16 protein-coding genes and 2 pseudogenes are annotated in these 13,858 nt (G+C 69.5%); 9 read left to right on the top strand and 9 right to left on the bottom strand.

The annotated features are described in order from the left end of the window. Positions 1-215: 215 nt before the first annotated feature. Positions 216-941, top strand: coding sequence for an SDR family NAD(P)-dependent oxidoreductase (locus LP52_RS15540; RefSeq protein ID WP_040274395.1), 726 nt, complete (start codon positions 216-218; stop codon positions 939-941). A gap of 51 nt (positions 942-992) precedes the next feature. Here LP52_RS15540 and LP52_RS27335 read toward each other — a convergent pair whose 3' ends face one another. Further along, positions 993-1,172, bottom strand: a complete 180-nt coding sequence (locus LP52_RS27335; RefSeq protein ID WP_157036343.1) for a hypothetical protein — start codon at positions 1,170-1,172, stop codon at positions 993-995. 712 nt (positions 1,173-1,884) lie between these two features. Between LP52_RS27335 and LP52_RS26665 the strand changes: the two are divergent. Continuing rightward, positions 1,885-2,701, top strand: a pseudogene (locus LP52_RS26665) (IS5 family transposase). 3 nt (positions 2,702-2,704) lie between these two features. Here LP52_RS26665 and LP52_RS15515 read toward each other — a convergent pair. Beyond that, positions 2,705-3,076: a MerR family transcriptional regulator gene (locus LP52_RS15515; RefSeq protein WP_040274390.1), complete on the bottom strand. Its 372-nt coding sequence runs from the start codon at positions 3,074-3,076 to the stop codon at positions 2,705-2,707. A 146-nt stretch (positions 3,077-3,222) separates the two neighbouring features. Here LP52_RS15515 and LP52_RS15510 point away from each other — a divergent pair, with 146 nt between their 5' ends. Beyond that, positions 3,223-4,128, top strand: a complete 906-nt coding sequence (locus LP52_RS15510; RefSeq protein WP_040274482.1) for an NADP-dependent oxidoreductase — start codon at positions 3,223-3,225, stop codon at positions 4,126-4,128. Positions 4,129-4,241: 113 nt separating this feature from the next. Here the strand turns inward: LP52_RS15510 and LP52_RS27940 are convergent, their stop codons facing one another. Together LP52_RS27940 and LP52_RS15505 are read right to left on the bottom strand one after the other, a co-directional pair. Then, a complete protein-coding gene (locus tag LP52_RS27940) occupies positions 4,242-4,394 on the bottom strand; it encodes a hypothetical protein (RefSeq protein ID WP_193789997.1) in 153 nt (50 codons plus the stop codon). A gap of 318 nt (positions 4,395-4,712) precedes the next feature. After that, positions 4,713-5,645, bottom strand: a complete 933-nt coding sequence (locus LP52_RS15505) for a zinc-binding dehydrogenase (protein WP_040274388.1) — start codon at positions 5,643-5,645, stop codon at positions 4,713-4,715. 94 nt (positions 5,646-5,739) lie between these two features. Here LP52_RS15505 and LP52_RS15500 point away from each other — a divergent pair, with 94 nt between their 5' ends. Further along, entirely contained in the window at positions 5,740-6,360 is a 621-nt protein-coding gene (locus LP52_RS15500; protein ID WP_040274387.1) for a TetR family transcriptional regulator, read from the top strand. A gap of 277 nt (positions 6,361-6,637) precedes the next feature. Here LP52_RS15500 and LP52_RS15495 read toward each other — a convergent pair whose 3' ends face one another. Continuing rightward, positions 6,638-7,237: a TetR/AcrR family transcriptional regulator gene (locus LP52_RS15495; RefSeq protein ID WP_040274385.1), complete on the bottom strand. Its 600-nt coding sequence runs from the start codon at positions 7,235-7,237 to the stop codon at positions 6,638-6,640. Positions 7,238-7,324: 87 nt separating this feature from the next. Between LP52_RS15495 and LP52_RS15490 the strand changes: the two genes are divergently transcribed. The 3 genes from LP52_RS15490 (at position 7,325) to LP52_RS15480 (ending at position 10,148) form a co-directional block, all read left to right on the top strand. Beyond that, positions 7,325-8,368: a zinc-binding dehydrogenase gene (locus tag LP52_RS15490; RefSeq protein ID WP_202966125.1), complete on the top strand. Its 1,044-nt coding sequence runs from the start codon at positions 7,325-7,327 to the stop codon at positions 8,366-8,368. Continuing rightward, complete coding sequence (locus LP52_RS15485; protein ID WP_040274382.1) at positions 8,365-8,967, top strand: NADPH-dependent F420 reductase; 603 nt, start codon at positions 8,365-8,367, stop codon at positions 8,965-8,967. Before LP52_RS15490 ends, LP52_RS15485 begins: the two co-directional genes overlap by 4 nt. Positions 8,968-9,032: 65 nt before the next feature. Beyond that, entirely contained in the window at positions 9,033-10,148 is a 1,116-nt protein-coding gene (locus tag LP52_RS15480) for an alkene reductase (RefSeq protein ID WP_040274381.1), read from the top strand. On the opposite strand, the pseudogene LP52_RS15475 reads toward LP52_RS15480, so the two are convergent. After that, positions 10,145-11,252, bottom strand: a pseudogene (locus LP52_RS15475) (IS630 family transposase). The gene LP52_RS15480 and the pseudogene LP52_RS15475 sit on opposite strands and share 4 nt — an antisense overlap. Before the next feature lie 10 nt (positions 11,253-11,262). Further along, the gene (locus LP52_RS28765; protein WP_274518817.1) at positions 11,263-11,397 is read right to left on the bottom strand and encodes a hypothetical protein; all 135 of its coding nucleotides are present in this window, start codon (positions 11,395-11,397) and stop codon (positions 11,263-11,265) included. An 8-nt stretch (positions 11,398-11,405) separates the two neighbouring features. Here LP52_RS28765 and LP52_RS28410 point away from each other — a divergent pair, with 8 nt between their 5' ends. Both LP52_RS28410 and LP52_RS28405 read left to right on the top strand, forming a co-directional pair. Further along, the gene (locus LP52_RS28410) at positions 11,406-11,579 is read left to right on the top strand and encodes a DUF418 domain-containing protein (RefSeq protein ID WP_238580937.1); all 174 of its coding nucleotides are present in this window, start codon (positions 11,406-11,408) and stop codon (positions 11,577-11,579) included. 30 nt (positions 11,580-11,609) lie between these two features. Next, positions 11,610-11,759, top strand: a complete 150-nt coding sequence (locus LP52_RS28405; RefSeq protein WP_238580936.1) for a hypothetical protein — start codon at positions 11,610-11,612, stop codon at positions 11,757-11,759. 29 nt (positions 11,760-11,788) lie between these two features. Here LP52_RS28405 and LP52_RS15465 read toward each other — a convergent pair whose 3' ends face one another. After that, positions 11,789-12,439, bottom strand: a complete 651-nt coding sequence (locus tag LP52_RS15465) for a response regulator (RefSeq protein ID WP_040274380.1) — start codon at positions 12,437-12,439, stop codon at positions 11,789-11,791. Between the two features lie 101 nt (positions 12,440-12,540). Beyond that, positions 12,541-13,815, bottom strand: a complete 1,275-nt coding sequence (locus LP52_RS15460) for a sensor histidine kinase (protein WP_040274379.1) — start codon at positions 13,813-13,815, stop codon at positions 12,541-12,543. Positions 13,816-13,858: the final 43 nt, after the last annotated feature.

The following is a 13,858-nucleotide window of genomic DNA, read 5'->3' as shown; positions in this document are numbered from 1 at the left end:
GCCCCGCTTGCTGAACTCCTCCTCTGCCGCAGCGAGGAGCAGTTCTCGGTTTCGCGCCGCGTCTGAGCGCAGCGAACGGGCAGGCAGCGTCATGCGCACCATCCTAACAAGTTGACCAGTCGGTCATCTTGTGATCCACTGTCGACTTAAGATGACCGATGGGTCATTATCTGTCTCGCAGGGCAGCCCGCAAGTCCAGGTCGGATAAGGAACTTATGCAGCTACAAGGATCCACAGCCCTCGTCACCGGCACCAATAGCGGGATGGGCCGCCACTTCGCCATCGAACTCCTGCGCCGCGGGGCGAAGGTCTATGCCACGGCTCGCCGCCCGGAACTTGTCGATATCCCTGGTGCCGAAGTGCTCCATGTCGACATCACCGACCAGACGTCCATCGAAGCCGCCGCCGAGGTCGCCACCGACGTCGACCTGCTGATCAACAACGGCGCCTACATGGGCATCGGTAGCCTCGTCAGCGGAGACCTCAATGTAGTCCGGCAGCTGATGGAATCGCACTACTTCGGCACACTTGCCATGATCCGGGCGTTTGCCCCCGTGCTGGCCAGCAATGGTGGCGGCGCTATCCTCAACGTCCTGTCAGCAGTGGCTTGGACTACCGTCGAGAGCAACACCGCCCTCGCCGCCGCCAAATCCGCACAGTGGGGACTCACTAACGGGGTGCGGGTGGAGTTGGCTGACCAGGGAACTCTAGTGGCTGCTTTCGTCCCGGGGCTCGTGGCCAGCGAAACCTTGAAAGAAGCCATGAAGGATTCCGGAATTTCTCTCCCTGAGGACCCGATGATCGAACCGGACTACCTCGTTCGACTAGCCCTGGACGGAATCGAGGCAGGAGAGGTCGAGATCCTTGACCGTTTCGGAGTCGAAGCGAAGGCAAGCCTCTCGGGCCCTCCGGGCACCTTCGACCTGACAGCGCTGACATAGCTATGGCACAGGTATAACCCTTTCCCCAGCGGAATTTCCGTCGCCGGTGCCCTATTCATCAAAGTTGCCTCGGCAACCTGCAACCGGGTGGGCAACCGTCCGAATGAACACCAGATGGTCTGCGATGCGGCGGATCGGCCCCATCCTCTGGCCCTCGGCCGCGATCGCTTCCAACGCCATGCGCGTGGCGCGTTCACGCAACTCGTCGCTGTACTTCATCGGTGCTGCCATGCTCTGTATCCTTCCTGGGATCAGAGCCTGCACAGGACCCGGGCGCAACAGGACCCGGCCGTACTCAGCCGGCTCAGCGCCGCCGAGCAGGCTGCCGTGCTGTTCGTCGACGGCAAAGCCCTACGCGGCTCGCACACCGCTACCGCTCCGGGCGCCTGGCGCGGCAGGGTCGCTGGAGAGCTGCGTCGGCGGCGGTGCTCGCGTTCGGGGCACGTTGTCGGGCTCGCCGGGGGGCGGGACTGGTGTGGGCGGCGATCGCTTCGGCGTGAGCGGCTCCGGCCGCCGCGAGGATGTTGGGGGTCGAGGTCGGCAGAAGAAGTTCGGCGACAGTGCGTTCGGTGGGCACCGGTACCTTGCCGGTGACGGGGTCGAAGCCCGTGCCCAGCCGCATGCGGTTGAGGACCTTCAGAAGGCGCACGCGGCGTGGAGGCGGGCGGTTCGTCGGCATGCGCGGTTCTTCGCGCACTGGCGGTGGGTTCCCGAGTTCTGATGGTGAGATCGAGAGGAGCCCGGCGACGGGAGACCGTCACGCCGGGATCTGTGGGGGCCGGGAGGGGTCCTCCCGGCTACCCGACCACTTGTTCGTGGCCACGCCACGCCGTACACCCTCCGAGCAGCCCGAACACCAATGTGGCAAAGGCTTAGAACTCCTAACGAAATGATCTTCGAGGTGGTTGGATCACTCCAGGACTGATGATCCGAGGGGTGCGGGGTGGCGCGGCCGAAACCGTGGGAAGTCGATGACGAGCTGTGGGCGGTGCTCGGGCCGCTGCTGCCCAAGGTGGAGCGTCGGCTTCGGCATCCGGGACGCAAGCGGCGTCCGGACCAGCTGGTGTTCCAGGGCATCTTGTTCGTGCTGCACACCGGGATCGCCTGGGAACATCTGCCGCAGGAACTCGGCTTCGGCTCGGGTAGGACCTGCTGGCGCCGCCTGGCCGAGTGGACCGAGGCCGGGGTGTGGCCCCGGTTCCACGAGGTCTTGCTGGCCGAGCTGTGCCGCGCGAATGCCCTGGACTTCTCCCGGGCGGCCGTCGACGGCTCGCGCATCCGGGCGTTAAAGGGGGAGCCAAGACCGGACGAAGCCCTGTCGACCGGGGCAGAACCGGCAGCAAGCACCATTCGATCACTGACACCACCGGCATCCCGCTCGCCGCCACCCTGACCGGCGGCAACCGTAACGACGTCACCCAACTGATCCCACTCCTTCAAGCCGTGCCGCCGGTGCGGGGCAAGCGCGGCCGGCCCCGACGCCGCCCGGACGCTGTGCTGGCCGACCGCGGTTATGACCACGACAAGTACCGCTGCCTGGTCTGGGACCTCGGCGTGAAACCGCTGATCGCCCGCCGCGGCACCGAGCACGGCTCCGGCCTCGGCACCCAACGCTGGGTCGTCGAGCGCGCGTTCGCGCACCTGCACTGGTTCGCCGCCTGCGCATCCGCTGGGAGATACGCGACGACATCCACGAAGCCTTCCTCACCCTCGGATGCGCACTCATCTGCTGGCGACGTCTGAAGTCATTGCGGCAGTAGCCTTCACTCCACGTGAGAGCAGTCGGAATCAGGGTCCCGCGCGACGGCGATCACGTCGTCGAGCCGGTCGCGCACAGCGAGCAGGTCGGTGATCCGCTGGTCGACGCGGACACGCTCGGCCGCCATCTGGTCCAGGAGTGCCGGGGGCGCTTTTACTTCACCCGAGTCCACGCACGGCAGCACCTTGCGGACCACTCTGCTCGGGAGGCCCGCGGCATACAGCTGTTGGATCAGCCGGACTCGGCCGACGGCAGTGTCGGGGTAATGCCGCTGGCCGCCGGGACTGCGGCCCGCCTGGAGCAGACCCTGTTCCTCGTAATAGCGCAGCGCCCGGACGCTCACTCCCGCCTTTTCGGCGACCTCACCGATGCGCACCGGTCCTCCTCTGTCGGGCGGCCCGCCCGACTTGCACCTGACGTCAACGTCAGGTTCTAGCGTAGCGGGCGTCGGCACTCGCCGAACATTCACCCCACTGATCTCACGAACGGCCGGTGCAGGCCGTGTTGGAAAGGCAGAACGTCATGCGCGCAGTCCGTTATCACGAGTACGGCGGTGTAGAGACTCTCATGGTCGAGCAGGTGTCGGACCCGCATCCCGGGGCCGGCGAGGTCCGCATCCGCGTTGCGGCGGCCGGCGTCAATCCCGTCGACTGGAAGGTGCGTTCCGGTGCGGTGCACGAGGTGCTCCCCGTGGACCTGCCCGCGATTCCTGGGCGTGATGCCGTCGGCGTGGTCGACGAGACCGGTGAGGGCGTGCAGGGCGTGAGCATCGGCGACCGTGTCTTCGGGCTGGGCGGCGTCACCGGCGCGACGGCGGAGCTGGCCGTGCTCTCGGCCTGGGCCCACGCGCCCACCACGTGGACCGACGAGGAGGCCGCCGGCGCCGGTCTGGGATCCGTGACCGCTATGGGCGGGCTGAAGGCGCTCGGGCCCCTGCGGGGGCGCACTCTGCTCATCGAGGGCGCCGCCGGAGGAGTGGGCAGTGCTGCGGTCGAGATCGCGGTGGCTCAGGGCGCCACCGTGATCGGGACGGCCAGCGAGCGCAATCACGAGTTTCTTACCTCTCTCGGAGCCGTTCCCACCACCTACGGCACTGGCCTCGCGGAACGCCTCGCCGCCCTGGCTCCGGACGGTGTCGACATCGCCCTCGACACTGCGGCCTCCGGGTCTCTGGCCGATCTCATTGCGATCGTGGGCGACCCTGTCCGCGTGTCGACGATCGCCGACTACGCCAACGCGCATCGCCTGGGTGTGCATTTGGCCAACGCGGAGAACGACTCCACGCTCCTCGCCGAAGCGGGCGAACTCGGCCGGCAAGCCCGCTACACACCGCGCATCGAGCGGACCTACCCGCTCGAACGGATCGCGGAAGCGCACGCATACGCCGAGCGGGGACACACGCGGGGGAAGATCGTGGTCTGTATCTGAGCTTGTCCCACCGTTCGGGGCTGCCCACGGCTGCGGCCGCGGGCAGCCCGCACCTCCGGATCACCGGTCCTGGAGCGATCCATTCACCTCGGAGATCATTTCGTTAGGAGTTCTTAGTGCCCGCGCGCCAGGTGCGCCAACTCCCCGTCCGTGAGGCGCTCAGCCAGCGGGCTCGTGACCAGGTAGGCATAGCTGCGTCCCACCCGGCCCGTGGAGGCGGTGCGCACCTCCGTTCTCCCGTGCGTGCGCTCGCGGGTGGCCTCCAACACCGGTGCCTGCGGCCCACGGCAACGCTTTGACCCGGGCGAACAGTGTGGGCTGGTTGGCCTTGACGGTCAGCAGGTAGTCGGCGGCGCGCACGCTGTCGGCGTCGCCCAGGCTGCGCGCCACGTAGCGTAGTCGGCGGTGCCGCCCGCGGCCCGGATCTCCTCGGTCACCGCCTTGAGCCGGTCCTGGGTCCCAGCCGCGGGCAGGACCCGGGCGCCTTCGCGGGCGAAGTATCGGTGGGGCGATCCTATCGAGAGGCGGGATCACGGCCCACCGGGCACTTCCACTGGTCGACTGCGGTGACGCCCAGCATCGGGTCAGTCGATGTCCAGCACCGCCTTGCCGTGCAGGCGACGGCCGAGCAGCGCCTGTACCGCCTCCTCACAACGGGTCCACGAACCGCGCCAACTGATCCCCGGGTCGAGGCGGCCCGCGGCGACCTCGGCGGACAGCCAGGTCAGGTCGGCGGAGAAGTCCGCGGCCGGGTCGGAGAACAGGAAGAACGTACGGATGGACCTGTCGTGCCGTCCCTCATTGCCCAGCAGGGCCTCGGGCGCGAAGACGGCCTCGGCTTCGGACGAGCGGCCCACGCTCACCACCGTTCCGCCGGCGTCCAATGCGGCGAAGGTGTCCACCAGCTGCTGACCTCCGACGTTGTCCAGCGCCGCGGCTACGGGCCGCAGCACGGCGGCCGGTTCGGAGTAGACCTCGTGTGCTCCCAGCGCCCGCAGACCATCCGCCTGGGTGGGATTCCGGCTGGTCGCCACCACTTCCGCACCCGCTCGGGCGGCAAGCTGCACCGCGTAGCGACCGACTCCACCGGAGGCGCCGGTGACCATGACGCGCCGGCCGAGCAGCGGGCCCATGCGGCGCAATACGTGCAACGCGCTCAAGCTGGCGACCGGAACGGTGCTGGCGACGCCCGGGTCCGAGCCCTCGGGCACCCCACCGAGCAGAGTGGTCGGCACCGCGCGCAGTTCCGCCCAGCCGGTCTCGCCCAGGGTGACGACACGGGTCCCCTCGGGCGGCCCCGAGCCGTCGCCCGCGGCCTTGACCACCACCCCTGCCGCATCCCAGCCGAGCACTGTGCCCTCGGGCGTCTGCGGATCGGTGGCACCCTTGACCTCGCCGTAATTCAGCGAGACCGCCTCTACCCGCACCAGCGCCTCGTCCGGCGCGGGCGCCGGGTCGGGCACCTCGGCCAGCGCAAGATGCGCCGACGCGCTGTGGTCCACCACGAGTGCCTGCACGGAAGCCTCCTCCTTAGACGGAAAGCGCCACAGTGTGGCATTTGCTCCAATGAAGCATAAGCTCCGCAGGGGCATCTCCGCTACGCTGGAGTGGATGACGACCGCCGACCCGCCCTCCTCGCTTCGCGAACGCAGGAAGCTACGCACCCGCCAGGCCCTGGCCGAAACCGCCCTCGCGCTGTTCAGCGAGCACGGCTTCGACAACACGCCGCTCGACACGCTCCTGGAGGAGGTCGAGGTATCGCGGCGGACCTTCTTCCGCTATTACCGCTCCAAGGAGGATGTGGCGTTCACAGCTGTCAAGTGGTTCTGGAGCACCTTCCTGCCGGTCCTCGACGAGACGGAGAAGTCCGGACGGCTGGCCGACATCCTGCGCGACGCGGTTCTGGCCACCCTCGACCGCATGGACGAGGAGTGGTATCCGCGCTTCTCCGCCACCCTGGAACTGATCGAGCGCTCGCCCGCGCTGAACGGGCACTCCCTGCGGCACTGCGCCGAGATCCAGGCCGAGATCAGGCGCCGGATCGGTGCCCCGGACAGCCTTGAGGCGCGACTGCTCGTCGAGTTCTCGGTGACCACCTGGCGCGGCGCGCTGGAGGAGTGGCTGCCCGAAGGCGCCCCCGGCGACCTGCCCCGGTGTGTGCAGCGCGCCTTCGCCGCCATGGACCGCAGTCTGCGCGTGCAGGTCTGCAGCCCGGAGTCGCCAGAGGCATGACCTGCTGACTGCGAGTGTGGGCGCGATTCGCCTCCATTGAGTCGGGTAGCCGGGAGGAACTTCCCCTCCCGGCTCCCTCCGATCCGGACGTGAAACTCTCGCTTCATCCGGCTCCTGTGGTGCCGGTCAACGACCAATCCCGGTCACCACCGCCAGTGGACGAAGTAGTCGGGCCACCTTGATCCATCCGCCCGCCGTGGACTCGGGTGATGCCGATGCCGTGATGGTGCGGCTCGCCGCCGGACGGGACATCGCAGGGCTGGAGAACGCGAAGCCGTCAGTCGAGAGCGTGGGCGCGACAGGTCCGCAGAATCTCGTCGGACAGTTCGGGCTGGACGTGGCTCACGGCGCGGGCGAGGGCCATCGCCCCTACGAGTCGGCTGAGCAGCAGCACCGCGCGCTCCCGCGCCTCCTGTGAGGTGATCTCCCCTTCGTGCTCGCGGGCGAACTCCTCGGCGAAGCCGGTGAGGTACCCCTCCACGCCGGCTGCGTAGGCGCTCTGGACCGTGTCGCTGTGCCGTCCGGCGTCGGTGACCAGGGAGGCGGAGGGACAGCCGCCGTCCGAGGCATCGCGGTGGGCGGCCGAAAGATAGTTGTCCACCACTCGCTTCAGCGCTGGGCCGGTGAGATCGGCGCCTTCCCCAAGGATGTGGTCCAGGGAGCCCAGAGAGGCTTGGAACGAGGCGCCGCACGCCTCGACGGCCAGATCACCTTTGGACGCGAAGTGGTTGTAGAAGCCGCCGTGGGTCAGGCCCGCTTCCTTCATCAGTTCGGCGATCCCTACGGCATCGACGCCCTGCGAGCGGAACATGCGCCCGGCCGCCTCGACGATGTGCTGCCGGTTCCTGGCCTTGTCTTCCCTGGTGATCCGCGGCATGGCCGCCCTCCTGTGTCGGCAGTGTTTGACATTTTCAATGTTACCTCCCATCATTCAATTTTAATGATGCGTATCATTAAAAAGTGGATGGAGGTGCCTATGCGCACCGTGGAGTACACGCGGCAAGGGGATGCCACACAGGTACTCGCGCTGAGCGAGGAGACCCGCTGGCTGGCTCCCGGCAGCGGAGAGGTTCTGGTTCGCATGCTGGTCCGGCCCGTCCATCCGGGGGACCTGATCGGTGTGGAGGGTCTGCCGGGGCAGCCGGAACAGCAGTCGGGTGCCCGGACTCCCGGAGTGGAGGGGATGGGCGTCGTCGAGAGCGTCGGAGCAGACGTCCGCGCACCGCGCCTGGGGCAGCGGGTGGCGGTTTTCCCGGTGCCGGGAACATGGAGCGACTTCGTCGTGGTCCCGGCCGATCTGGCAGTGCCGGTGCCGGACGGAGTCAGCGACGAGACCGCAGCCCTGATGCTGGTCAACCCGCTGACGCTGCGCATGCTGTACCGCGCGGTGGAGGAAGCCCTGCGCGGTCAGGCGGGTCCCGTCCTCCAGACCGCCGCCAGCTCGTCCGTCGGCAGGCTGGTCAGCGCGGCTGCAATCCGGCACGACCTGCAGTTGATCAACCTCGTGCGCAGCACCTCCGGTGCCGAGAAGGTGCGGAGGTCGTACCCTTCCCAGCCCGTGATCGCGACGTGCGACGACGACTGGCGGGAACAAGTCCGCCTGCACGCCGGTGAGCGGGGTGTCCAGGTGGTCCTCGACTGTGTCGGCGGTGCCATGACCCAGGACCTTGCCGAACTGCTCGCCGACGGCGGCACCTTGATCTCCTACGGGCAGCTGGGTTCCGGCACGACATCTTTGGAGGCGCTGCCCCTCATAGCGCGGGCGCTGACGGTGCGGGGAATGTCGATACTGCGCTGGATGAGCCGCACCCCCGGGGAGCGGGCCCAGGACGTCGCCTTCGCCCAGGACCTGGCGCAGAACACGCCGGACCTGCTCGAAGCCGCGGCCAGCTACGACCTCGCCGACTTCAAGGCGGCCGTCGAGCACGCCCGCCGCCCGGCCAAGAGCGGAACCGTCCTGCTCACCACACCGCGGACGGCCGGCTCCGGAAACGGGGCCGCCCGATGAAGATCGGAACACTCGGAGCCGGAGCGATAGCCCAGGCCATCGCCCGGCACGCGATCCGTCACGGCCACGAGGTCGTGTTCAGCAACAGCCGGGGGCCGGCCTCCCTGGCCCCGCTGGTCGAGGATCTCGGCGCGCTCGCGGCAGCCGCGACCCCCGCGGAGGCCGCCGCCGCGGACCTCGTCGTGCTCGCGGTCCCCTGGCCGCGGATTCCTGACGCCGTCGCCGGGCTCCCCCGCCTGGACAAGACCGTCGTCATCGACGCCACCAACCAGTTCGCCTCCCTTTCCCCGCACCCGGCGATCGCCGATCTGGGCGACCTCACCGGGAGCGAATACGTGTCCTCCCTGCTTCCCGGAGCGCGCGTGGTCAAGGCGTTCAACTCCCTCTACGCGCAGTTCATCGCACCCGATCCCCGCCACGAGGCGGGGCGGCAGGTGCTGTTCCTCGCCGGCGACGACGCCGATGCCAAGAACACCGTGAGAGACCTGACTTCCCAGTTCGGCTTCGCTCCCGTCGACCTCGGAACGCTGCGAGAGGGAGGACGCCTCATCCAGCTCGGCGGCCCCCTGTCCGCCCTCCACGCCCTCAAGCAGGACTGATCCCACCAACCCGCTCGTGCTCCTCAAGCCCACGAGGAGTGACTTCCGCCACGAAGGAGATCCGCATGTCCCACCAGACCTCAGCACCCAGCACCCAGCCCCTCCTGCAGCCCGTTCAGCTGGGCGCGCTCAAGCTGCCCAACCGCGTCGTCATGGCTCCCATGACACGCGCTCGGGCCAGCAACGAGGAACTGGCCCCCACCGCCCTGCACGCCACCTACTACACGCAGCGCGCTGGCGCCGGCTTGATCATCAGCGAAGGGACCTGGGTGAGCACGGACGCGATCGGCTTCATCAACGTCCCAGGCATCTACACCGACGCCCAGACCGCCGGCTGGACCAAGGTCACCGAAGCCGTGCACTCCGTGGGAGGCAGGATCGTCTCGCAACTCGGTCACGTCGGCGCCGCCTCCCACCCGGATCACCACGGCGGCAGGCTCCCCGCCGGCCCTTCAGCAATCAATCCCCACGAGATGTCCTTCACTCCCGACGGCCCGAAGGACTCCCTCACCCCACGTGCCCTGAGCGCCGCAGAGATCGCCACCACGATCAGCACCTACCGGCAGGCAGCCGCCAACGCCCTGCGCGCCGGATTCGACGGTCTGGAGATCCACGCGCAGGTGTCCCACCTCGTGGCCCAGTTCCTCAACCCACGGCTCAACCAGCGCACCGACGCCTACGGCGGCAGCAGTGAGAAGCGGGCCCAGTTCCTCTTCGACGTCGTGGACGCCGTCAGCAGCGTATGGGGCAGCGACCGCATCGGAATCAAACTCTCGCCCTACTGGAATCACGGGCCTGCCTTCACAGCGGACGCCGAGACGCTGGACGAGTACGACCAGCTCCTCAAGCGCCTCAACGACAGCAACCTGGCCTACCTCCACCTCCTCGGCCCGGAACCCGACACGGGAACTGACGACACCCTCACCGCATTCACCCGCTACCGCGCCCACTACCACGGCGCCGTCATCGCCAACCTCGGCTTCACACAAGCGAGCGGCAACGAGATCCTCGAACGGCAACTGGCCGACGCGGTCTCCTTCGGCGCCCCCTTCATCGCCAATCCAGACCTCGTCGACCGATTCACCAACGGCCACCCCCTCGCCGCCGACAACCGCGACACGCACTTCGCGGGTGGCGCGGAGGGATACACGGACTACCCCGCGGTGACCGGCTCCGCCTAGTGTTCTGCGCCTGAAATCCGTTGTAGATATCGGGCGAGGGAGTCGAGGATCTCCTCGGCGGTCTTGCGCCAGACGAACGGGCGAGGCGCGGTGCTCCAGTGCCCGATCCACTCGCGCACGTCCTTCTCCAGCGCGGCCACGCTCGTGTGCACGCCGCGGCGGGTGAGCTGGGCGGTGAGATAGGCGAACCAGCGCTCGACCTGGTTGAGCCAGGAGGAGCCGGTCGGGGTGAAGTGCACATGGAAGCGGGGGCGGCGGGCCAGCCACCGCTGCACCGTCGGGGTCTTGTGCGTGGCGTAGTTGTCGCAGACCAGGTGGATGTCCAACTCGGCCGGGACCGCCGTGTCGATGCTGGTGAGGAACTTCTTGAACTCGGCCGCGCGGTGGCGGCGGTGCAACTCGGTGATGACGGTGCCGTCGGCGATGGTGAACGCGGCGAACAGGCTGGTGGTGCCGTGGCGGACGTAGTCGCGGGTGGCCCGTTCGGGGGCGCCCGGCATCATCGCCCGTCACCGGCTGGGAGCGGTCCAGCGCCTGCATCTGCGACTTCTCGTCCACACACAGCACCACCGCCCGCTCGGGCGGATGGTGATACAGCCCGACCACGTCGACCACCTTCTCCACGAACAGCGGGTCGGTGGAGATCTTGAAGCCCTCGCTGCGGTGCGGCCTCAGGTCGAAATGGCGCCAGATCCGCCCGATGGTCGAGCGGCTCAGCCCGCTGCGCCGCGCCATCGAGGCCCGCGACCAGTGGGTGGCATCGGGCGGGGTCTGCTCCAAGGTCAGTTCTACGACCTGCTGCACCTGGTCGAGCAGGATCGAGGGCGGCCGGCCCGGCCGGGGCTCATCGGCCGGCCCGGCCGGGCCGTGCTCGATGAACCGGCCCCGCCACTTGGCCACGGTCGGCACGGAGATCCCCAACTCGGCGGCCACGTCCTTGTTGAACGCGCCGGGCTCCGCGCATGCCAGGACGATCCGGCAGCGCAGCGCGTAGGCCTGGGTCGAGGTCGCCGCCCGCGCTCCGCGCACCAGTTCCCGGCGGTCGGCCTCGGTCACCGTCAACTCGGCCTTCTTCGGCCGCCCCGTCTTCGCCATCTCCGAAATGAAACGGATTTCAGGCGCAGCACACTAGCTCCTCCAGGCCCTGCCAGGGCTCCAGATTGCGTACCTGCTCGGCCCTGAACAACGAGTGGAACGCCTCGGCCAGCGCGTTGTCATAGGAGTCCCCCGTCGAGCCGACCGAGCACACGACCGAGCATGCCGCACACCTCCACCACCATCGAGATGGCCGGGGGCGTGGGCGTGGCCATGTGCGTGCTGGCCGGGTGCCTCCGCGTCGCCGAGCGTCTGCCCCGGCTACTGGAGCCCCTCACCGCCGCGGGCGCCATGGCGCTGACCGTGTACGCGCTGCACGCCCTGGCGATGTCCTGACAGGCCTGGGTCCCCGACGACTACGTGGGCATGGCCGGCTGGACCGACGACAACATGGCCGAGGTGTTCTGCTTCGGCTCGATCATCGGCGCGTTCCTGGGGCTCCGCCTGGTGGGGCGGGGGGCGCTGGAGGCCGGGGTGTCCAATCTGGGCAAGGCGCTCGCCCGTTCCCGGAGCTGACCCCGGGGCCCGGACCCGGCGTGCTGCGCTCAGGCCCACCCGGCGTCGTGGGCCAGGATCGCCGCCTGGACCCGGTTGGTCATCTCCAGCTTGGACAGGATCCGGCTGACGTGCGCCTTGACCGTCGCCTCGCGCATGCCCAGCTCCTTGCCGACCTCGGCGTTGGCCATCCCCCGGGCGATGGCCACCAGCACGTGGCGCTCGCGCTCGCTCAGCACCGACAGGCGCTTCCCGGCCTCGTCGCCGGCCGGCGCGGCGGAGGCGGAGAAGCGCTCCAGCATCCGCTTGGTCACGCTCGGCGCCAGCATCGCGTTGCCCTCGTAAACGGTGCGCACCGCCCCGATCAGGTCGCGGGGCGGGGTGTCCTTGAGCAGGAAGCCCACGGCCCCCGCGCGCAGCGGCTGGTGCACGTACTGGTCCAGGTCGAAGGTGGTCAGCAGCACCACGCGGGGCGGGACTGCGGGCAGCCGGGCCAGCTCGGCGGTCGCGCTCAGGCCGTCCACCCCGGGCATGCGGATGTCCAGCAGCATGACGTCGGGCCCGCTCTCGCGGGCGACGCGCACGGCCTCGGCGCCGTCCGAGGCCTCGCCGACCACCTCGATGTCGTCGGCCGCCTCCAGGATCATCTTCAGCCCCGAGCGGACCAGCTGCCCGTCGTCGACCAGCACCGTGCGGATCATCGGCCGCCTTCCCCGTCACTGCCTGCACACGCGGGCACCGCGCTCCGGCGCGCTCCCCCCGCCACGCGCGCCGCTAGCGCATAGCCGGGGCCGCGTGGGCCTCAGCCGTCCCCGGTGAGCGGCAACACAGCCCGCACCTGCCAGCCCCCGTCCGGGTAGGGCCCAGCGGTCAGCGTCCCCTCCGCAAGCACGATCCGCTCGCGCAGCCCTGCCAGGCCGTACCCCCCGCCCCTCGGCGGCTCGGGCGCGCCCGGCGGGCGCGGTTCGTTGGACACCGCCACCTCGAGGTCGCGCTCCCCGTAGTCGACCCTGACCTGCACCCCGGCCCCGGGCGCGTGCCGGCCAGCGTTGGTCAGCGCCTCCTGCACGACCCGGAAGGCAGTCCGCTCGGCCTGGGCGGGCAGCGGCCGGGGCCGGCCCCCGGTGACCAACTCCACGCCCATGCCGGCCGAGCGCCACTCCCCCACCAGCCGGGCCAGGTCGGACAGGACCGGCTGGGGGGCGGTGGGCGCCTCCCCCGGCCCGTCGGTGGACTCGCGCAACACGCCCAGGATCTCCCGCAGCTCCCCCAGCGCCTCGCGCCCGGTGGTGCTGATGAGCCCGGCCGCCTCGGCGGTGCGCTCGTCGGGGGCGTTCACCTCCAGTCCGCCGGCCTGCAGCACCATCATGCTGACCCGGTGCGCCACCACGTCGTGCATCTCGCGGGCGATCCGGGTGCGCTCGGTGTTGATGGCCCGGTCGGCCAGCAGGTGCTGCTCGCGCTCCAGGCGCTCGGCGCGCTCGCGCAGGTTGCCGATCAGCTGGCGGCGGGTGCCCACCCACAGTCCCAGGGTGAGCGGCAGGGCGACGCCCATGACGAGGAAGACGAAGGTCACCGCGATGCGGTTCTGCGACACCAGGGAGGCGCCCGCGACGGCCGCCACCATCAGCGCGCTCCACAGGGCGAGCCGCCGCCGGTCGGTGAACCAGGAAGCGTAGGAGTACAGGCCGAGCATGCAGGGCACGGGGTTGCCGAAGAACAGCAGGAGCACCAGGGCGGTGCTCATCAGCCAGTTCGGGCGGGTCCGGCGCACCAGGAGGGTGAGCGAGACCGCGACGGGCAGAACCAGAGCCAGGGCCAGAGCCAGGGCCTGGGTGCCCAGGACCGCGAACTGGAGCGGGGAGGGCATGCCCACCGCGAGCAGGGGTGCGGTCAGGGCCCTGATCAGGTTCCCGTCGGGCGCCAGGGTGAACAGCGCGTTCCAGGGAAAGGCGCACACGGCCAGGAACCAGTCGGCGAGCCGGTGGCGGCGCTCCCACCACCACTTCCACAGCCGGACCGATCCGTCTCCGAACGCGGCGCGCAGGCGCCGCTCCTCGCCTTCCCCATAGAACACCCCCCGGAGTCTAGGCTGCGGGGACGGGCTCCGTTCGCCCTGG

Origin of the sequence: Streptomonospora alba, assembly GCF_000826685.1 — a bacterium.
GTDB lineage: Bacteria > Actinomycetota > Actinomycetes > Streptosporangiales > Streptosporangiaceae > Streptomonospora > Streptomonospora alba.
Note: the sequence above shows the minus strand (reverse complement) of the source record. Positions and strands in the feature narration are given on the sequence as shown.